Here is an 18,905-nt window from a genome sequence, read left to right on the forward strand (position 1 = left end):
AAGGAGGGGGGTTCTTTTCCTACCTGCTGGTGGGGGGTTTGGGGGGGGGGGGGTTTTGGGGGGGGGGGGGGGGGGTTGGGGGGGGGGGGGGGGGGGGGGGGTGGGGGGGGGGGGGGGGGGGGGTGTTGGGGGGGAAAACCCAAACCCCCCCCCCACGACCCCCTCGTCGAACCGTGCAAATCACCCAAGCCGGACACTGTCGCCGCAGAAAAGTCTCTTATGGACAGTTGGGAAGGTGCCTGTTCGGCGAGTCCCGCTTCTGCCGCCAACTCCGGCACGCCACGTTTGCCTTACCCCTCTATAGACAGCCGCATGCTGCGTCTCACTCAGACGGCCGACCTGCGGGGAGCGACGCGCGCGCTCGCCGCTCTCCGATGTTGCCTTCTCATGCGCGGCGCCCTCGGGGCCGGCTGTTCTGCGCGGCAACTCGGGTCAACAGCAGGTGACCGGCGGGCACGGCCCATGTCCGCAGGTGGGCGACCCCACTGGGCAGCCCTCGTCGATGCGCGACACTCTGGTGATAGTGCGCGCATTCTTCGGACTCGCCCTCGATGGCCGAGCTCTCGTCCGGCGCAATAGACGGCATCACTCGTTTGACCGCCCCGCATGGGCGGACCTGTTCGACCGGAGAATGAGCTTGATGCGGGAGCGGCCAGATCATGTCGATACGGGCTGGCCGGCGGCGTAGTGGTCGGCGTCTCCTGGCGGGGCCGGGCGTATGGTCGCCTATTCTTTTCAGGCGCCGGATCGCATACTTATTCCAAGCGCTGGGAATAGCGAGATGAGGTCCACGGCCTTTCGGCAAAGAGTTGACGTAGATTCCGCCCCGAGTTCGGTCCCGCAGGCAACGGTCAGACTCTCCGGCTGTCACGTTCGCCTGTTCCTCGGCTGCCTGGTTTGTCGGTTCGCGAGGCGTGGGAAGGGAAGCTGTGCGGGAGAACACAAAAGGGAAAAGTGGGCCCGACTCGAGCCTCGCCCAATTCGCTATCAGGTCGGCACGGGTAAGTCAGCCACCCGAGATAAGCGTCATCATTCTGTCTGTCGCCAAGGCTGACGATTTCGCCGTCATCGTGCGGCGGCTTTCCAAGGAGCATTCGGGGTCGCCATTGGAGATTCTCTTTGTCGATGACGGCGACGATGTGGCTGGAAATGCCGTGCTTTCCCTCGTCGCGCGGTCACGCGTCCCGATCCGGCTGATCCACCGCGCGTCCGGCGAGCGGCACGGTGGACTCGGTGGCGCGGTGCTCACCAGCCTGGTGCAGGCGCGTGGCGAGTGGCTCGTGTTGATGGACGGCGACCTTCGCTACCCGCCGGCATTGGCACCACGGCTGGCTGAGATCGGCCGATCACGGGACGTGGACGTAGTGGTCGCCAGCAGGTTCGCCAGGCAGGCAGGCGTCTCACGGCACTGGGCGTCCCTGCTGTCCACCGCGGCCGCCAAGGCCCTCTTCCCGCACCGGCTCGGCCGGCCGAGTGACCCGCTGAGCGGCTTCTTCGCCGTCCGTCGCGCCGCGCTCGACCTCGACCGGTTACGGCTGGACGGGGTCAGGACCCTGTTGGAGATCCTGGTCCGGCATCCGGGCCTGCGGGTGGCCGAGGTCCCGTTGACGGCCCAGCCACGACCGGATGGGCGCCGCCCGGTCTCGCCGCGTGCGGGCGTGGCGCTCGTGCGGCAGCTGCTCCGGCTGCGGATCGCGCCGCCAGGCCGACAGGCTCTTTCGCCGGACAACCGGCTGGTGCGGGCCGGGGCGTTCGGGTTGGTCGGGCTGTCCGGGCTGGTGGTCAACACGGCCGTGTTGTGGTTGCTGCACGACCACCTGCTGGGCCTGCACTATCTGCTGGCCGCCGTTCTGGCCACCGAGGCGTCCACGACGTGGCTGTTCGCCCTCACCGAAGTGCTCATTTACCGCGGTGCGAAATCGAGTTCGACGGCCTCTCGTGCCGTTCGGTTCTTCCTGCTCAACCACGCGTTGCTGGTGCTGCGGTTGCCGATGTTGGTCCTGCTGGTGGACGGCATCGGGCTGGGCGTGCTGTCGGCCAACGCGTTCGCCCTCGGCCTGTTGTTCCTGGTGCGGTTCGTGGTGACCGACACGGCGATCTATGGACGCGGTGAATCGCCGACGACCAGATCCGGACGCGATCCGATCCGGCTCATCGTCGACGCCGCTCCCGCCGGGGGCCCGGCGGGTGGAACTCTGAACCGCTCTTCCGGCTTGGCACGGTACCTGCCGTATCGGTACAGCATTCCGAATGTCGCGACGATCGGCTCGCAGGTGCGGCTGGCGGAACTCGACTACTTCCGTGCGCAGTGGCTCGGCAACGACACCGAGATTCAGATCCGGGTCGGTTCGGTCGGCAGCCGTCGCCCGCTGCCGCGGGCGGTGGTCACCCAGTTCGCCGGGCCGCCCGCGATCGAATACTCCGAACATCTCGGCCGGTTCGGGGCCAACTTCCGGGTTTCGTTCGGCGGCCCGATCGAGGTGGTCGTCTCCCCGAGTCTTGGCCGGTCACCCCATGTGGTCTACACGAACATCCTCGAGGCGCTGCTGCGGTTCGTCGCGGTATCGCGCGGCGTGATGCTGCTGCACTCGGCATGCGTCGAACTCGACGGTGTCGGCGCGCTGATCTCCGCGCGAACCGACACCGGCAAGACCGGCACCGTGCTCCGGCTGGTCCGCGAACGCGGTGCGAAGTTCCTTTCCGACGATATGGTCGTGCTACACGGCGATGGCCAGGTGGGCTGCTTTCCCAAGCCTCTGACGATCAGCCACCACACGTTGCGGGCGGCGCAGTCCGACGAGCTGAGCCGCGGGGAGTGGCGGCGGCTGTGGCTGCAGAGCCTGTTGCACTCCCGGCAAGGCCGTCAGCTGGGCCTGTCCCTCAGCCACCTCAACGTGCCGATCATGGGCACGAACGCGCTCACCCAGCGGATCGTGCCGCCGCCGAAGTACGCGGTGGACCGGCTGCTGCCGTGTGAGATCGCATCCGAGACCAAGGTGACCGAGCTGTTCGTGATCGAGCGGGGCCCGTATGCCATCGCCGACCTGTCGCCGGAGGACACAACGAGCACACTGCTGGCCAATACCGAGGATGCCTACCAGTTCCCGCCGTTCAGCCACTTCGCACCATCCATTGTGATCGGTGAAGACGATCATCAGGCGTTGCGGGAAAAGGAACGCGAGATCCTGTCGGCCGCTGTCCGCGAGATCAGGGCACGCTCGCTGGCCGTGCCCGACTTCAGTTGGGCGGACGAGATCCCCGGACTGCTGATCACAGGCCCGGCCGACGGGCGGCCCGAGCCGCGCCGGTCTGCGTGATGGGTGTACCGGCGCCGCCGGGCATGGCCGTTGGTACCGTCACCAGGCAGCGGGACCGCTGGCCGGCGCGGGTGTTCTCACGCGGTGGCGTGGTGCCGGCGATGACCCTCATCTTGGGCGCAGGTGGCTTCCTGCGGGTGTGGGCGCTGGGTGAGATCGGCTTCAACAGCGACGAGGCCGTCTACGCCGGGCAGGCCGCCGCGCTGGCCGGAGACCCCGCGCTGACCGGGCTGTTCCCGATCTTCCGCGCACACCCCTTGCTGTTCCAGGTGATGCTGTCGCTCGGGTTCTCCGGTGGCATGAGCGACACCGGCGCCCGGATGCTGTCCGTCGTTTTCGGACTGTCCACAGTGGTGGCCGTGTACTTGCTCGGCAAGGTGCTGTACGGCTGGAAGACCGGGCTGGTGGCGGCGTTCTTCCTCGCGGTCATGCCCTACCACGTCGTGATCACCCGCCAGGTACTGCTCGATGGACCTGAGACCTTCTTCGCGGTGGTCGCCCTGTACTGCGTCGCGCGGTACTGCTCCGAGCGGGCCCCCGGGTGGCTCTACTCCGCGGCCGCCGTCTTGGGGCTCACCTTGCTGACCAAGGAGAGCGCGGCGATCCTGGTGCTCGCGGTGTTCGTGTTCTTCGTGCTCAGCCGGGAGTTCCGCATCCGGCTGCGCGACCTGCTGGTCGGGCTCGCCATCCTGAGCGCGGTCGTCGTCGCGTACCCGCTGTCGCTCAGCCTGTCCGATCGTACCGGCACGGGACAGAACTACCTGGCGTGGCAACTGTTCCGGCGCGCGAACCATGGGATCACGTTCTACAGCGAGACCGTGACCCCGGCGGTCGGGCCGGCGGTGCTCGTGCTCGCGGCCGCCGGTCTTTGGCTGCTGCGCGGGCAGAACACGTGGCGGGAATGGTTGCTGGTCTGCTGGATGGCCGTACCGCTGGTGTTCTTCCATCTGTGGCCGGTGAAGGGGTACCAGTATCTGTTGCCGATCGTGCCCGCCGTCGCGGTGCTGGCGGCACGAACCGGGATCCAGGTAACCGTGCCTTGGCTTTCGGGCCGCCGTCCCGCGGCGGCCCGATGGGTCCGGGCCTTCGCGGTCGTCGCCGTCGGCGCAAGCCTGGTGGTACCGGCCTGGTCGGCCGTGAACCCGGCACCGAGCACCACGTTCCTTGCCGGTTCCGGCGGCGTGCCAGGAGGCCGGGAGGCGGGTAGGTGGATCAAGGCCGGCCTGCCCGAGGGCAGCCGGTTGATGACGATCGGACCGTCGATGGCGAACGTGGTGCGATTCTACGGCCACCGTAAGGCATTCGCACTTTCCGTGAGCCCCAACCCGTTGTCCCGCAATCCATCCTATGAACCGATCGACAACCCCGACCGGGAACTGCGCAACGGCAACCTCCAGTACGTGGTATGGGACGCGTTCTCGGCTGCCCGGGCGCCGTTCTTCAGCGAGCGGTTGATGCGTTACGTGCGCAAGTACAGCGGCGTGGCCATCCACACCGAAGCGGTCGAAGTGACCACGCCCGACGGCCGGACCACACCGAAACCCGTGATCATCGTCTACGAGGTGCGGTCATGACCCTGCGCCTGACCAGCGTGCTGATAGTCCTCCTCATTCTCGCCGCGCCGGTGCCCTGGCCGGCCGCCGCCGAGCCGGCGCGCACCACGAGCACGCCGATCAAGCACTTCGTGACGCTCATGCAGGCCAACCACTCCTTCGACAACTACTTCGGCACCTACCCCGGCGCGGACGGCATCCCCGCCGACACGTGCATGCGGCAGCGCAAGGACAAACCGGCCGACTGCGTCCGTCCCTTCCGGCTGGGCGATCAATCGCCGGACCACCTCGATCACGGCCCGGCCACTCAGCGGGCCCAGTACGCGGACGGAAAAATGGACGGTTTCGTCTCCACGTACCGGGAAAGAGGCCTCGACGGCGCCCAGGCGATGGGCTACTACGACGCGAACGACCTCCCCTACTACTGGAACGTCGCCGACAAGTACACGCTCTTCGACCGGTTCTTCAGCTCCGCGACCACCGGCAACCGCCGCAACCGTTTCTACTGGATCGCCGGCGTGCCCACGCCCGGCGGCGGTGAACGCGTGCCGCCGGGCGGCTACGGCGACATCCCGACGATCTTCGACCGGCTCGAACAGGCCGGTGTCCCCTGGAAGTTCTACGTCGAAAACTACGACCCGAAGATCACCTTCCGCACGCCGGGCACCGGTCCGCGGGCAGGCCAGACGACCAGGGTCCCGCTGCTGAACTTCGCCCGATTCCTCGACAAGCCCACGCTGTCCGGCAAAATCGTCGACCTGAACCAGTACTACACGGACCTGCGCGCCGGCACGCTACCGGCGGTCGCCTACGTCGTGGCGTCGGGGTCGAACGAGAACCCGCCGGGCCGGGTGCAGACCGGACAAGCCTTCGTTCGCGAGATGATCGCGGGACTGGCGAAGAGCCGCTACTGGTCGAGCTCGGCGTTCATGTGGAGCTACGACAGCTGGGGCGGCTGGTACGACCACGTCTCACCACCCAAAGCGGACAGCGCGGGCCTCGGTTTCCGGGTACCCGCCCTGCTGGTCAGCGCCTACTCCCGACGTGGGCACATCGACCGGACCCAACTCGATCACACCGCGGTACTCAAATTCATCGAGGACAACTGGCGCGTCGCGCCGCTGGGCGAACGGGACGCGCGTTCGGCGGGGATCACCGGAGCGTTCGACTTCGCCTCGCCGCCCAGACCGCCCGAGTTGCTGGGCACTGATCGCGCCGCCGCACCGACGGCGTCCCACCCCGCCTCGATCGTCTACCTCACGTATGGCGGCGCCGCGGTTCTCGCGCTGCTGAGCTGCTTCACCGTCACCCCCATCGGCCGGCGGCTCGGGCACCGCCGGTCCACCAGGAGGAGGGCCGTCCGATGAGGACGATCAGAGGGATCGGCGTCACCGTGCTCGCGGCCATCATCATGGCCGGATTCCCGTCGACAGCCTCAGCGGCGCGACCGCCGTCGCGCAACGTCCTCAAAGTGATCACCGTGCCGTCGTTGCCGTCCGCGAGGTTCGCCTTGGACGGCAAGCCACTCGTGACCGATGACAAAGGCGTGGCGTACGCTACTGTGCCGCGCAACAGGGAAAAGCACCGGTTGCAGCTGCTCACGCCGCACCTGGACTCACCCGGCGGGACCGCCGACTTCGTCCGGTGGGCAGGGCGCGGCGGTGCCGATCAGGGATTCACCGCATCCCTGTCCGATCTCGTGATCGGGCGCACCACACGGATCCAGGCGACGTTCCAGACCACCCGGACCGTTCGTTACGCCTTCGTCGACCAGGCTCACAGACCGGTCGCGCCGGAGCGGATCACCTCGATGACCATACGCAGTGACTCCGGTCGGCAGCTGACCGTGGAGGGCGTCAAGCCAGTCCGGCTGACCGCAGTACGGCCGGTGCTGGAAGCCGGTTCCGCGGTCGCCAAAGAGGTGACGTACTACCTGCAGAGTGTCGTGATCGACGGCACGAACGTAGTCAACGTCGGGGAGCAGCGATTGATCCCCAACCGGACCGCTGACGCCAAGTTCGTCGTTCTGCTGCGATCAGTGCGCTTCCAGATCCGCGACTGGCTCTCGGGCGACCCGATCGCCACCGGCATCGAACTGACCTATCCGGACGGCCGCACCGAGCGGCTGACAGCCGGCCAGGACGGTGACGTGGCGGTGGAGAACCTGGCCCGGGGTACCTACCAGGTGAAGGTATCCGGGGCCGGATACTCGCAGGCCCAGAAGATCACGTTGTCCCGTAGCCGGTATGTGGAGCTTCCCGTAATCACCTATCTGGACGTCGCGACGCTGACCGTCGCCGCACTGACGACGCTGACCGTACTCGTCGTGGTCGGCAGGTGGCGACTGCGCAAGCGGCCGAGGACAGTCACGTGAGGCGAATGTCCGCTGTCCTGCTCGCCGTCCTGATCGCGGTCCTGCCGCTCCCTCCGGCGGCAGCCGGCCCGCGAGCCGTGCTTCCGGTGCTGGCGTACTACTACATCTGGTACACCGAGGCTTCGTGGGATCGGGCGAAGACAGATTATCCAAGTCTAAGCCGCTATTCCAGCGACGACTCCGGCGTGATGCGCCGGCACATCCGGGCAGCGAAGAGTGCCGGCATCACCGGGTTCATCGTCAGTTGGAAGTCCACTCCTGTCCTGGATCGCCGGCTGGCGACGCTGGCCGGCGTGGCCCGGGAGGAGGGCTTCACACTCTCCATCATCTACCAGGCGCTGGACTTTCACCGCAACCCGCTGCCGACCGATCGGGTGGCGGCCGACCTGGCGTGGTTCGAGGAGCGTTACGCGGCCGACCCGGTGTTCAGAGTGTTCGGCGAGCCGTTCGTGATCTGGTCGGGGACTTGGAAATTCTCGATCGAGGACATCACGCGTGCCGCCGGGCCGGTGCGCGACAGGCTGCTGGTTCTCGGCTCGGAGAAAGATCTCGCCGGCTACGAGCGCATCGCATCCGCTGTGGACGGTGACGCGTACTACTGGTCCTCCGTCGATCCCTACCGTGACACGGGTGCGGCGGCCAAACTCGCCGCTATGGGCGCGGCGGTGCATCGGCACAAGGGGCTATGGATCGCGCCGTTCGCGCCGGGGTTCGACGCACGGCGGATCGGCGGTAAGCGCGTGGTCGAGCGGCGGGACGGTGAAGCACTGCGACGTCAATACGCGGCGGCGATCAAATCCTCTCCGGACGCTCTCGGTCTGATCAGCTGGAACGAGTTCAGCGAGAACTCTCATGTCGAGCCCAGCGTCCGGTATGGCGACCGCTACCTGACCGTACTGCGGGATATCACCGGCACATCCGTGCCACGCCTGAGCCCACTGGCGGAAGACTCCAGCGGCACGGGCGCTCGGGGCGGGTTCCCGGCCGGGCCGGTCGTGGCGGGCGGCGCGCTTCTGCTGCTCGTCATCCTTGTCGTCCTGGTGCTCCGGCGCCGGTACCGGTCCGCGTGAGCGATTCAGAACCGATTCCCGAGCATCAGGCCTGAAGCGATCAAGGCCTTTGACGTTTCCCGCGCGGACATCGACCAGTACGTTTCCGTACATCTCTACGGCCATTTTGATCTGCGATAACTACCTGTGGCCGGCCCCCATCCCGGTCTCACCTGAGCTTCCCGATCTTTTCCCACCAAGTCGCGCACCGGTTCTGACGGTCCCACGCGGCTGCACAAGCACGCCCGAATGCTCGAGCTCACGACACGCTCACATGGTCCGCCAACAAATTTCAGGCTGAGGACGCTGGAGGTGCCGGTTCGATGAGGAGCAAGCACATAAGCCTGGCCGTGTCCGCAGGTGCGCTGCTGGGCGGCGGTCTCCTGCTGGTGTCAGGCGCGCCACCGCGGGCGACGCCGCCCGAAGATCTCAGCATCCACCAATGGCTCAGCGGCCGGGAGCCGCTGCAGATCGAGCTCAACAACACGCTCGTCGAGGCGCGGCAACTCGTTCAGCCATTCGCCCGGGCGACGACGATATGCCAGAAACTCGAGCGGGTATCGCAGCAGTTGCTGCACGGCAGGCGTGCGCCGCGTCCACAGCTGGGCACAGTCGCCAACATCGGCATCGCACAGTTCGCCCAGGCCGCCCAGGCTTGCCTGACCGGCGACCTTCCCCTCATGCGGCGCCAGATCGACGCCGGAACCACTCTGCGCGCGGACGCACAGGACACCCTCGACCAAATCCTGCATGGAGGTCACAGTGGCCACTAAATCCCGGATCGCGGCCACGTACGGTTCCCTTCTCGTGCTGAGCCTCACGAATGTCGTCGCCCCGTCGCACGCTCAGGCCGAGACCACCCGATTCGCCGGCGACCCAGTGGTCGTCGCGGTGGGAGACATCGCCTGCGCACCTTCCGATCCGGATTTCAACGACGGCCTCGGCACCCCTGGCCACTGCCGTATGAAGACCACATCGGACCTTGCCACGCAGATCGCCCCGGCATCCGTGTTCATGCTCGGTGACGCCCAGTACAACAGCGGTTCCCTCGCCGACTTCAACACCAGCTACGCCCGGTCGTGGGGACGGCTTAAGCCGATCACACGCCCGGCGATCGGCAACCACGAGTACGGCACGCACGGCGGCGGAGGGTACTTCAGCTACTTCGGCGACGCGGGAACCCCGCAACAGCCAGGGTGCGTGAAGCAGTGCAACGGCTGGTACAGCTTCAACGTAGGCGACTGGCACGTGGTCGTGCTGAACTCCGAATGCGCGAAGATCAGCGGCGGCACCGGATGCGCCGTCGGATCACCGCAGCAGCAATGGCTGGCCGCCGACCTCGCCGCGCATCCGGCCAAGTGCACCGCGGTACTGCAACACCGGCCACGGTGGAGTTCCAACAGCTTCGCCTACGCGGACGTGGCACCGCTGGTGGACACCATGTACCGCGGCGGCGTGGATCTCCTGCTGGCCGGACACTCCCACAGCTATGAGCGGTTTGCGCCGCAGAACCCGTCCGGGGCCCGGGACGACGCCAACGGGATCCGCCAGATCGTGGTCGGCACCGGCGGCTCGTTCTACAGTGGATTCTCCACAGTCATGCCGAACAGCGTGGTCCGCAAGTCCCAGATCTTCGGCGTCCTCAAGCTCACCCTGCGCCCCACAAGCTATGACTGGGCCTTCGTGGCGGCGCCGGAGACACCGTTCACCGACTCCGGAACGGGAACCTGCCATTGACCCGGCTGGGCAGATCAGTCCCATGACCTGACGGAGAAAGCCCGCGCCGCACGAGCAAGGGTTTTCTCCGTCTCCCGGCTTCACCCGAATTCCCTGTTGCGTGACGAAGCGGAGTCGGCTCCGGCCTCATTGCCTCACCGGTGCCGTAGCAAAGCTTGCCCATCCACAATGGACAGTACTGAACAGCGATCCTCCGCGAACGAAGACGACCATTCTTCTGTGATTGCACATCACCCCAACGCCGCCGGAGAATCCCCCTCGGCGATCAGCAGATGTGGCCTTCCGGAACCGTCCGCGGGCACCGACCACACGTCGGAATGACCTACGCCGCTGGGGATCGCATAGGCGACCGTGTGATGGTCGATCCACGCCGCCTGGTCGTCGACACTGCGTGTTTCCGCGAGCGGTGTCACGACAGATGTGGACAGGTCGAGCACTGACAGCCGCCACCCCTTCGCCGGGTCACCGTCTACCGCGGACTTGAACGCTATACGCGTTCCATCGGGTGAGAGCGACGGGCATTCGACGTTGTCCCGCACCGCGCGGACAGAGCGCGCGGCGAAATCACCCTCGACAAGATACCGGTGACCATTGGTCGACATGGTCGCGAAGAACCGATTGTCGTCCTCGGCGAAAGTGACACCCCAGAAATTCGAGTCGGCCGCCGTATAGGGCCTGCCGTGCACCGTCACCGTGTAGTCCTCCAACGTGCCCGTGAGCTCGCCGGTCGCGGTGTCCAGGATGCCAACGCGGGTGGAGAACCCACCCAAGTTGTAGGAATCGCCGGCGACGAACACCGTCCAGGTGACCATCCGGCCGCTCGGTGAAACCCTGGCACGGCTGGCCACCCCGAACAGCGGGACCTCTTGCCGCTCCTTGAGTTGCTCGTCGAGGACGGTCAGATGCGTCATGAAATCGTTGTCCGGGTGCAGGCAGATCCCGGTGCCGCCGGCGGCATGGATCCGTGTGCAGGACACCTGTGACACTACGCGTGGGCCACCGGGGTCGGCCGTGGATACAACGAACAGATGTCCGCGATCGGCATCCGCGGTGCTACGGACGAGCACTTTCGGGCCGGGGGTGAGGGTCACCGCGCCGTCTGTGCCGACGGCGGCCATGTCCCGGCTGCGGGCGGCGATCTGTCCCACGTAGACGGTGGCGGCCGCGGCAAGCGCCACTACACCGGCGACGGCGATCAGAATCCGGCTGCGGTTGTTCATCGTCGACCTTCTTTCACCGACGGGCGCGGGACGAGGAGAATCAGGGTGAAGACGATCGCGAACAGCGCCGCGCCCGCGGCCAACCCGGTCGCCATGCCCGCGCCCCAGACCTGCCAGGCAAAACCGAAGAGGACGGATGAGACGAGGTAGGCGAGCGCTTGCCCGGTTTGGATGAGCGAGATGCCGGTGGCGCGCAACGATTCCGGCAGAACCCGGCTCGCGAGCGCCATCAGCACTCCGTCAGTGGCGGCGTAGAAGGCGCCGTACAACCCGAGCGTGATCACGAGCAGCGGCCAGCCCGATACCGGGCTCACGAGCAGCAAGTAGACCACGCCCAGCGCGCCGTATCCGCAGAGCGTCACCGTGAGCCGACCGAACCGGTCGGCCACCGCACCCAGTGGCACGGCCAGCGACAGGTAAGCGAGGTTGGCGCCTACGGCGAGCAGCGGAAACCACCCCGTCGCGATTTCTTCTCTACGCTGCAACAACAAGTACACGAACCCATCACCGATGGTCGCAGTGCCGAGCACGCAGGCGGCAAGGAACAGCCGGCGTACCTCGCTGCCGCGCAAGAGAGAAAGTGCCGCACGCGGTGATACGCCGCCGACGACCGGGCGTGAGGCCTGGTGCTCGCGGACGAACAACACGAGCAAGAGCAGGCCGACCGCGGCGATGCAGAAGCCGGTGAAGAACACAGCTTTGAACGCGTCGGCGCCGGCGGACGAGCCGACCACGGCGAGTATCCCGAGCGCGACAAGCGGACCGGTGAACGCACCCGCGCCGTCCATCGCGCGGTGCACACCGAAAGCGCGGCCGAGCATGGATTCCGGCACCGACAGCGTGATCAACGCGTCACGCGGTGCCGTCCGCAGCCCTTTCCCGATCCGATCGACGGCGATGACGACGCCGATCGCGGTCGCGGAGGCGCCAGCCACGACCAAGCCCAGCTTCGCGGCCGCGGAGAGCGCGTAGCCGATGCCCGCGACGGTCTTGCGCCTGCCCGCACGGTCGGCGAGATAGCCACCGGCCAACCGGAGCAGCGCGGTCGCTCCGGAGTGCAAGCCGTCGACCAGCCCATAGACCGCAGGGCTCAGGTTCAGGCCGAGAACCAGGTAAACCGGCAGGATCGCGGCGACCATCTCGGCGGAGATGTCGGTGACCAGGCTGACGGTTCCCAGCGCGACGACGTTCGAACCGACCGCGCCGAACGTGTACCGGGACACTGTACCGCTGCGCCCTCGACGACCGATGCTGGACAGATACACGTGGCTCGCCCTCCTGCGTCAGGTCAGAACGGAAGAATCACTGCCGGACGTCGTCGTGACGGTTGCGAGGATGGCCACAATTCGTCGCGGAAACACGAATCCTCCCGACACCGGATACGCCGGGTCAGTCACTCCGGCCCGGCGGTGGACAGGAACCGCCTCATGCTGACCGCGAAAGAGAGACGTCTCATGCATCGTTCACGTCCAGTTCGTGATCTGGACGTAAACAAAGGAGTGCGGAAACTGATCTTGAGGCGAGTCCCGGCCAATGGCCGATATTGGCCATGGCAAGAACGTCACCGACCGAACTCGCGACGATAAACTGAGCGAATTTCGTGGCTTACCGGCTCTGGCGGGCGCAAGAGAGGCGACTTCGATGACCGATGCGCGCACGATCGGCAACATCTCATCCGGCCGGCTCGATGGCCGTCTGGCCGCGCTGGCCGACAGGCTGGACCGCAGCTATCCAGCGGTGTCTCCGGACACGGTGAGCCGGCTGGTGCGAGACGAGTCCGACCGCTTCGCTTGCGCGCGGGTGCGAGTGTTCGTTCACATCCTGGTCGAACGGGCGGCACGGGAACAGCTCGATCGATGGCTCACCCGTTCATGATGCCGTCCGCCGGCGGTATGGCCCACCGGCACCGGGCAAGCCGTCGCGCTGGTCCAGCACTTCGGTCGTTGGCTGCACGTGCAGAGACGCGAGCGTGGCGTCCCTGAGCGGTGTTCGGCCCGCGCTGGTTCGGTAGGTCGCGATGCTCCGCACAGGTGCGTGACCACAACATTTCCCGTGCCGACGCTATCGCCGTTCGCCCGAGGTGGGTGACGTGCGGGCCGCGCCAGTGGAAGCGCATGCCAAGTGGCGTCGCTCAGCTCCGCCCATCCGGCATCCGCCATGGAGCTACAGCAAATTGGGTAACCCGATATTGCGTCGCTGAGCCGCTTTTCTGTGTACCCCGACTCTCGGGGCCGCAGCAACGGCCCCTTTCCCAGAGGGGGTGTTCTTAAGGCACAGTTATTGCAGGATCCCTCGGTGGCGATAATATCAAGGCTCCGCGGTCGAGTCGCCGAGAAGATCCGTCACTCCCCGGCTGGGTTTCCATTTATTGGAGTTGTTTTTCAACCTGACAAAGGAGAACCTCGTGAAACGCATTATTTCCACACTTGCCGTAGCGGCCAGTACTGGCGCACTGATGCTCGGGGCTTCCGGCGCCGCGACCGCGGCGGAGCAGGCGGCCCAGCAGCAGGTGCCCACCGTCTACATCAGCGAGGTCGCCACCCGCGGTACCGGCCCCGCCGGGGCGGCCCAGGACTTCATCGAGATCGCGAATCCCAGCTTCGCACGGGTGCCCATCGGGGGCCTGCAGCTGCAGGCGATGGTCGGTCAGCAGATCGTGACGATGCCGATCCCAGCGGGCACCGTCTTGGGGCCGCGGCAGGTGTACACGATCGCCAACGCCGCCTTCACCGGCTGTGTGCCCGACCAGGTCTTCACCGAAAACCTCTCCGGGACCAGGCCCCTCAAGCTGGTGCTGGGTACGCCAGGGGGTGCTCGTGTGGATGCCGTGGCGGTTCGTTCGCACCCGGCTAGGTTGTCGCTTCACCGGGTCGCGTTCACCGGGACTCCCTCCGACTTCGCCCCGGGCCCGCGGACTCCGTGCGTCCTCGACGCCAATGCTCCCTCCGCCCAGTAACGCACGGGTAACCACATAATGGAGATTTTCGCCGCTGCTTCATAGTCATCTCCTAGCTGTTCACCGGCAAAGCTCGGGGTCGCCAACGCGATCCCGGGCTTTGCTCGTAATAGCCCGGGGTGCCGGCGATCTTGTCGCGATCGGGCCGGGCAACGTCAATCGAGATCAAGTTCAGAGAACTGTGGACACGCCCGTCCGCGACACTCACGCAGCGTCGGCCCCGAACAGGGGTAAGCACGGAGTGAGCCCGTCGATGGTGACCGGAATGTTGCGGTGGCGCTCCAGTGCTCCGCGTAGCACCGGGCTTCGACGGGCTTGGCGGTGCTCGTCGGCTGTGCCGTGTGCGTGTCGCGTGCGCCGGATGGTGCCGGGCCCACTTCTTCCAGCACCGCACTCTCGTGGATTCCAGGTCGATGTGGTGAGGGTGCCAAGCCGCGCCGCCCGCGAGCACGAAAGCAGAGTGTCCGCGAAGGTCAAACCCGCCCTCTTCGGGGTCCGCCCGAGGTGGTGGGCACGCCCGTTGTCGTGCGTAGCCAGGACACGGGCGGGAAGGAGATCGCACATGTTCGGCAAACGCCATGCCGTATCGATGATCAACCGCAGTGCGGAGAACCCGCAGGACAGGCGTCGATTCCTGCGTGCTGCCGGGATGACAGGTCTTGGGGTCGTCGGCGCGGGAGCTCTCGGTGGCTTGGCCGGTCCAGCGTCCGCTGCCACCCCGCGGCAGGCCGAGGGAGAAGCGGCGGCCGAGGGGGTCAGCGACGGTGCCGTGCTCAACTTCGCCCTCAACCTGGAGTACCTGGAAGCCGAGTTCTATCTCCACGCCGTCACCGGCAAGGGGCTCGCCGATTCACTGACCACCGGCACCGGGACGCGTGGTGGGGTCACCGGGGGTCGCGCGGTGCGGTTCAAAACGAAGGCCGCCCGCCAGTACGCCCAGGAGATCGCCTCCGACGAGAAGGCGCATGTGGAGTTCTTGCGCACCGCGCTCGGCTCGGCCGCGGTGAGCCGTCCGGCGATCGATCTGCAGTCCAGCTTCACCGCGGCGGCTCAGGCGGCAGGGCTGGTCAGGAAAGGGCAGAGCTTCGACGCTTTCGCCTGCGAGGAGAACTTCCTCCTCGCCGCCTACCTGTTCGAGGACGTCGGTGTCACCGCCTACAAGGGGGCGGCACCGTTGATCAGCAACAAGACCTACCTTGAGGCCGCCGCCGGCATTCTCGCCGTCGAGGCTTATCACGCCGCCAACATCCGTACCGCGCTCTACCAGCACAGCGGCGGAATTCTCGGCCTCGGCTTGCTGGGGCGTGACCTCCGGGAAGCCAGCGTCAAACTCTCCGACGCCCGCGACGGTCTCGACGGCACGACAGACCTCGACCAGGGCGTCGTCGACGGGAATGGCCGCGCGAACATCGTTCCCACCGACGGCAACGGCATCGCTTTCAGCCGGTCGCCGGGCCAGGTGCTCAACATCGTCTACCTGACTCCCAAAGCGGCGACGTCGGGCGGGTTCTTCCCCAAGGGTGTCAACGGCGACGTGAACACCAGCGCTGCCAACGGCTGACACCGTGGCAGGGCCGGGCGGGTGTCTCCGCTCGGCCCTGCCGACGACTTCGGTGAAAGCGTCGGCCGCTGTTTCACCGTTCGAAGTACATCTGCGCCGGAACCAGCGCCCACACCACTTTCCCGGATTCTTCAGGCCGTACTCCCCATTCGAGCGACAGGTGGGTGACAAGACGAAGCCCGTGATGGCCGGGACCGAATCGTTCGTCCGTTCTCGCTTTCATCCGCTCCACGTCGGGGTCGTCATCGGTCACTTCCACCAGGAGACCGCGGGACGTCCGGGTGATGCCGAGGACGCCGGGAGTGATGGTGTGCCGGTAGGCGTTGGACACCAGCTCGTCGACCACCAGCACGACCGCGCCAAGCGGTTCGTGCTCACCACGCCCGAAACCCAGGCAATTCACCACCGTCGCATGGACGCGACGTAGTTCAGGGCGGTTCGACAGCCCGAGCCTGACCTCCGCCGCCCAGGAGACTCGCTGGGTCAGCCGTTCGACTTCGAGATCGAGGTCCACCGGGAACGGCGGATCGGTTCCGTCGTCGGCTGGATCCAGCTGCCCGCTCATCTCGGCTTCCCTTCGATAGACGTCAAAGGGTTTTCGGGACAGCGAAGCTCGCGGGCGGTGCCGGACCGCGATGTCACTCGTTTGCCCGGCAAGTAACGGAAGCCGGTGCTCATCGGTTCCACTCCGCGATCGTCGCAGTGGTTCGGGCATCGCCGCCACCGAGACGAAGCCGGAGGAGATACGGGCGACCAGGCCGACGCGCCGACCCAGGACATCGCGACGGCGAACAAGAGGATCAGCAGGTAGGCCAGGACGCGCCAGCGGATGGCGAGTCCGCAGAGGCTGGTGGCGAGCAGGCTGACGACCTTCGTGGTCAGGTGGGAGGTGGTCCTGCCGATCATGATCGCGACACGCGACATCCGTCCGCTTCGATGAAGCCGAGTGGTCGATCGGGCCGTCGATGTCGAGTTACCGCGGACGCCGTCGCGCCGGTCGATCAGCGATCGATCGCATGAAATTCATGAGAACCCTCCGTTCGCGGGGTAAACGTGACGGCCTCTGGGAACTCGTCACTGACTACCGTTGCCCACAGTCTTGCTCGGAGTGAGATGGTTCGCGTAGTGCCCGCGGCTCGTTCCGCCGGCGTGCGGCGCGTGAGCAGCGGCAACCAGGGTTGCGGTGATCGCGTCGGCTCTGGAGATCCACGGTTCGGCGTGGCTCGTTCCTTATGGCGGGGGGCCGGCCGTCGCCGTGGCCATGGAGTGAACCAGCGACGGCGACGACCGGCGGAACGCTGCCGCTACAACGTTCCCCATGCGGCAGATGGTGCTCGTTCTGCCGCATGGCTGTGGTCCACAGGCCTCAGTGGCCACTGTGGACGTAGAGGAAGGGGCCGCCGCGGCTTCGGAGGTCACAAAAGCTGCGGCGGCCGTTGTGGCCGGGCCATCGACTGGGGGTCGGTGATGGCCCGGACGAGTGTCAGTTCTTGTTGGTGCCAGGTGTGAGCACCTTGTCGATGACGAAAACGGTGGCGTTCTTGGTGGGGATGTTGCCGCACAGGATCTTCGCGCCGTTGACGGTCATGTTCTCGCCGGTGCCTTCGATTTTCACGGGGCCGCCGGCCGTGTTGAGGGATTCCACCGAACCGGCGGTCGCGAGGCCCTTGGCGTCGTAACGCTTGCCGACGACGTGGTACTGCAGGATCGGGGCCAGCTCGTCCGGCTTGCCGGCCAGCTCGTTGAACTTGGCGTCACCCAGTGCCTGGAAGGCGGGGTCCGCCGGGGCGAACACGGTGATGGCCTGCTGGCTGTTGAGCGTGTCGACCAGGTTGGTGGCCTTCACCGCGGCGACCAGCTTGGTCAGCAGCGGGTTGGTCGAGGCGGCGCTGGCGACCGGCTGCGGGCCCATCGAGTCCAGCGAACCCGGGGCACTGCCCTGCGGAAGCTGCGAACAGGCCGGGCCGAATACGTCGGCGTTGGTGGTCACACCGTCGGGTGAACCGGTCGAGCCGGAGCTGGACATCGGGGCCGACGAGGACGGGGCGGGCGCGGGGGTGCTGGCATTTCCGGACGAAGCGTTGTCGTCACCGCTGCACGCGGAGAGCGCCAGTGCGGCGACCGCGGTGAAACCGATACCTGCGACGCGAATCTTGTTCACGAAAACCACTCCATTGCTTGAGGCGGCAAAGTCTTGTCCACTGTGGACGACTCGTTTCGTCTTCTCGCAAAGTGATTCGTGGCGGCCGGTGACGCGGATTGGTCGTTCGCCGATCTTTCTCAGGCGGCGGTGAACGGCACGTTGTGCCGGCCGGTCGCACCGTCGGGAACGGTGCCCGCGCCGGGTGTACCGGATTTGTCGGTGGCGCGGCAGAACACTTGGTGAACGCCGGTGGGCACCTCCACTTCGGTCCACCACATCCGCCACGTGTTCGGATCGGCCTCCTTCGACAGGTTCTGGCCACCCGGACCTCGACCTTCTCGCATCCGGGGTGGCCGGCGCGGGTCCCGAGGGTGGCGAGGTTCGCGCGCCGGCGTGGTGAGTCCGCCGATCGACGCACTCTCTGTTGTGACGGCGACCGTGGGCAGGTGCCCCGAAAGCATGGTGTTCGAGACAAAGGCGCCTGGCTCTTCGTGGCGCCATCGTCCATTCATGCTTTTATGGACCGGGCTGGCGGTAGGCGAAGCCGGAACGCGAATTCTGTCGCTCGCGGGGTAAGGCTCAGGCTGCGCTGGTTGGCGAGTTGCGCCGCGCATCTTGGTGTGATAGAAAACCTTTCGGTGTTGATCATCTGGGGATTTCTTGCTGGGGGCGACCTCTGTGGCGAATCTGATCAGCGCCTCGACGAAGCATCACTTAAGCGGTCAGGAGTATGTGAACTTGAAGCGTGCTTTGAAGAACCTGGTGATCGGGACGGGAGTCGTCGCGGTGATGACCCTCTCGCTGGGTGGCGTGGCAAGCGCGAAAGAGGCAGGCGACTACTACGGCCCGTTCGCAACCGAAGGGGAGTGCGAAAGCGCCAGGGTTCTGTTCAACTACAGTGACCCTTGCTACTGGTCGCTCCAGAACGGCGGCAGTTGGTGGTTTTACGGCGGTTTCTAAACGCCTCTAAGTACCCGAAGACCCCTTCTCTCGGA

17 protein-coding genes are annotated in these 18,905 nt (G+C 66.4%); 11 read left to right on the top strand and 6 right to left on the bottom strand.

Features of this window, described 5'->3' with window-relative positions; all coding sequences use genetic code 11:
- Window positions 1–929: 929 nt before the first annotated feature.
- The 7 genes from AC0685_RS40925 to AC0685_RS40955 all read left to right on the top strand — a co-directional run bounded on the left by AC0685_RS40925 (window position 930) and on the right by AC0685_RS40955 (window position 10,030).
- Window positions 930–3,317, top strand: a complete 2,388-nt coding sequence (locus AC0685_RS40925; RefSeq protein ID WP_478230419.1) for a GtrA family protein — start codon at window positions 930–932, stop codon at window positions 3,315–3,317.
- Window positions 3,318–3,418: 101 nt separating this feature from the next.
- The gene (locus AC0685_RS40930; protein WP_478230420.1) at window positions 3,419–4,891 is read left to right on the top strand and encodes an ArnT family glycosyltransferase; all 1,473 of its coding nucleotides are present in this window, start codon (window positions 3,419–3,421) and stop codon (window positions 4,889–4,891) included.
- Window positions 4,888–6,237, top strand: a complete 1,350-nt coding sequence (locus tag AC0685_RS40935) for an alkaline phosphatase family protein (protein ID WP_478230421.1) — start codon at window positions 4,888–4,890, stop codon at window positions 6,235–6,237. The genes AC0685_RS40930 and AC0685_RS40935 overlap by 4 nt, the downstream gene beginning before the upstream one ends.
- Window positions 6,234–7,244, top strand: coding sequence for a hypothetical protein (locus AC0685_RS40940; RefSeq protein WP_478230422.1), 1,011 nt, complete (start codon window positions 6,234–6,236; stop codon window positions 7,242–7,244). Before AC0685_RS40935 ends, AC0685_RS40940 begins: the two co-directional genes overlap by 4 nt.
- 5 nt (window positions 7,245–7,249) lie before the next feature.
- On the top strand, window positions 7,250–8,314 hold the full coding sequence (locus AC0685_RS40945; protein ID WP_478230423.1) for a glycoside hydrolase family 71/99 protein: 1,065 nt from the start codon (window positions 7,250–7,252) through the stop codon (window positions 8,312–8,314).
- A gap of 302 nt (window positions 8,315–8,616) precedes the next feature.
- Window positions 8,617–9,066 carry a hypothetical protein gene (locus AC0685_RS40950; RefSeq protein ID WP_478230424.1) on the top strand — a complete coding sequence of 150 codons (450 nt, stop codon included), beginning with the start codon at window positions 8,617–8,619 and terminating at the stop codon, window positions 9,064–9,066.
- Complete coding sequence (locus AC0685_RS40955; RefSeq protein ID WP_478230425.1) at window positions 9,056–10,030, top strand: metallophosphoesterase; 975 nt, start codon at window positions 9,056–9,058, stop codon at window positions 10,028–10,030. Before AC0685_RS40950 ends, AC0685_RS40955 begins: the two co-directional genes overlap by 11 nt.
- Window positions 10,031–10,260: 230 nt before the next feature.
- Here AC0685_RS40955 and AC0685_RS40960 read toward each other — a convergent pair whose 3' ends face one another.
- The gene (locus tag AC0685_RS40960) at window positions 10,261–11,250 is read right to left on the bottom strand and encodes a TolB family protein (protein WP_478230426.1); all 990 of its coding nucleotides are present in this window, start codon (window positions 11,248–11,250) and stop codon (window positions 10,261–10,263) included.
- Window positions 11,247–12,515 carry an MFS transporter gene (locus tag AC0685_RS40965; protein ID WP_478230427.1) on the bottom strand — a complete coding sequence of 423 codons (1,269 nt, stop codon included), beginning with the start codon at window positions 12,513–12,515 and terminating at the stop codon, window positions 11,247–11,249. Before AC0685_RS40965 ends, AC0685_RS40960 begins: the two co-directional genes overlap by 4 nt.
- 268 nt (window positions 12,516–12,783) lie before the next feature.
- On the opposite strand from AC0685_RS40965, the gene AC0685_RS40970 reads away from it, so the two are divergent.
- The 3 genes from AC0685_RS40970 (at window position 12,784) to AC0685_RS40980 (ending at window position 15,767) form a co-directional block, all read left to right on the top strand.
- Complete coding sequence (locus tag AC0685_RS40970) at window positions 12,784–13,125, top strand: three-helix bundle dimerization domain-containing protein (protein ID WP_478230428.1); 342 nt, start codon at window positions 12,784–12,786, stop codon at window positions 13,123–13,125.
- 529 nt (window positions 13,126–13,654) lie between these two features.
- Complete coding sequence (locus AC0685_RS40975) at window positions 13,655–14,206, top strand: lamin tail domain-containing protein (protein WP_478230429.1); 552 nt, start codon at window positions 13,655–13,657, stop codon at window positions 14,204–14,206.
- A 562-nt stretch (window positions 14,207–14,768) separates the two neighbouring features.
- The gene (locus AC0685_RS40980; RefSeq protein ID WP_478230430.1) at window positions 14,769–15,767 is read left to right on the top strand and encodes a ferritin-like domain-containing protein; all 999 of its coding nucleotides are present in this window, start codon (window positions 14,769–14,771) and stop codon (window positions 15,765–15,767) included.
- A gap of 73 nt (window positions 15,768–15,840) precedes the next feature.
- On the opposite strand, the gene AC0685_RS40985 is transcribed toward AC0685_RS40980, so the two are convergent.
- From AC0685_RS40985 to AC0685_RS41000, 4 genes are all read right to left on the bottom strand, one after another.
- Window positions 15,841–16,332: an ATP-binding protein gene (locus tag AC0685_RS40985; protein WP_478230431.1), complete on the bottom strand. Its 492-nt coding sequence runs from the start codon at window positions 16,330–16,332 to the stop codon at window positions 15,841–15,843.
- The gene (locus AC0685_RS40990) at window positions 16,329–16,691 is read right to left on the bottom strand and encodes a hypothetical protein (protein ID WP_478230432.1); all 363 of its coding nucleotides are present in this window, start codon (window positions 16,689–16,691) and stop codon (window positions 16,329–16,331) included. Before AC0685_RS40990 ends, AC0685_RS40985 begins: the two co-directional genes overlap by 4 nt.
- A gap of 559 nt (window positions 16,692–17,250) precedes the next feature.
- Window positions 17,251–17,928 carry a fasciclin domain-containing protein gene (locus AC0685_RS40995; RefSeq protein WP_478230433.1) on the bottom strand — a complete coding sequence of 226 codons (678 nt, stop codon included), beginning with the start codon at window positions 17,926–17,928 and terminating at the stop codon, window positions 17,251–17,253.
- A gap of 119 nt (window positions 17,929–18,047) precedes the next feature.
- On the bottom strand, window positions 18,048–18,254 hold the full coding sequence (locus tag AC0685_RS41000; RefSeq protein WP_478230434.1) for a hypothetical protein: 207 nt from the start codon (window positions 18,252–18,254) through the stop codon (window positions 18,048–18,050).
- Between the two features lie 334 nt (window positions 18,255–18,588).
- Here AC0685_RS41000 and AC0685_RS41005 point away from each other — a divergent pair, with 334 nt between their 5' ends.
- Window positions 18,589–18,870: a hypothetical protein gene (locus AC0685_RS41005; RefSeq protein WP_478230435.1), complete on the top strand. Its 282-nt coding sequence runs from the start codon at window positions 18,589–18,591 to the stop codon at window positions 18,868–18,870.
- Window positions 18,871–18,905 lie beyond the last annotated feature (35 nt).

It is taken from the genome of Amycolatopsis sp. NPDC043889 (genome assembly GCF_056435645.1).

Coding starts and splice junctions, on each gene's coding strand:
- AC0685_RS40945 (WP_478230423.1), top strand. CDS start 7,250: ATGTCCGCTGTCCTGCTCGCCGTCCTGATCGCGGTCCTGCCGCTCCCT.
- AC0685_RS41000 (WP_478230434.1), bottom strand. CDS start 18,254: ATGCGAGAAGGTCGAGGTCCGGGTGGCCAGAACCTGTCGAAGGAGGCC.
- AC0685_RS40960 (WP_478230426.1), bottom strand. CDS start 11,250: ATGAACAACCGCAGCCGGATTCTGATCGCCGTCGCCGGTGTAGTGGCG.
- AC0685_RS40970 (WP_478230428.1), top strand. CDS start 12,784: ATGGCCGATATTGGCCATGGCAAGAACGTCACCGACCGAACTCGCGAC.
- AC0685_RS40985 (WP_478230431.1), bottom strand. CDS start 16,332: ATGAGCGGGCAGCTGGATCCAGCCGACGACGGAACCGATCCGCCGTTC.
- AC0685_RS40990 (WP_478230432.1), bottom strand. CDS start 16,691: ATGTCGCGTGTCGCGATCATGATCGGCAGGACCACCTCCCACCTGACC.
- AC0685_RS40950 (WP_478230424.1), top strand. CDS start 8,617: ATGAGGAGCAAGCACATAAGCCTGGCCGTGTCCGCAGGTGCGCTGCTG.
- AC0685_RS40980 (WP_478230430.1), top strand. CDS start 14,769: ATGTTCGGCAAACGCCATGCCGTATCGATGATCAACCGCAGTGCGGAG.
- AC0685_RS40935 (WP_478230421.1), top strand. CDS start 4,888: ATGACCCTGCGCCTGACCAGCGTGCTGATAGTCCTCCTCATTCTCGCC.
- AC0685_RS40940 (WP_478230422.1), top strand. CDS start 6,234: ATGAGGACGATCAGAGGGATCGGCGTCACCGTGCTCGCGGCCATCATC.
- AC0685_RS40930 (WP_478230420.1), top strand. CDS start 3,419: ATGACCCTCATCTTGGGCGCAGGTGGCTTCCTGCGGGTGTGGGCGCTG.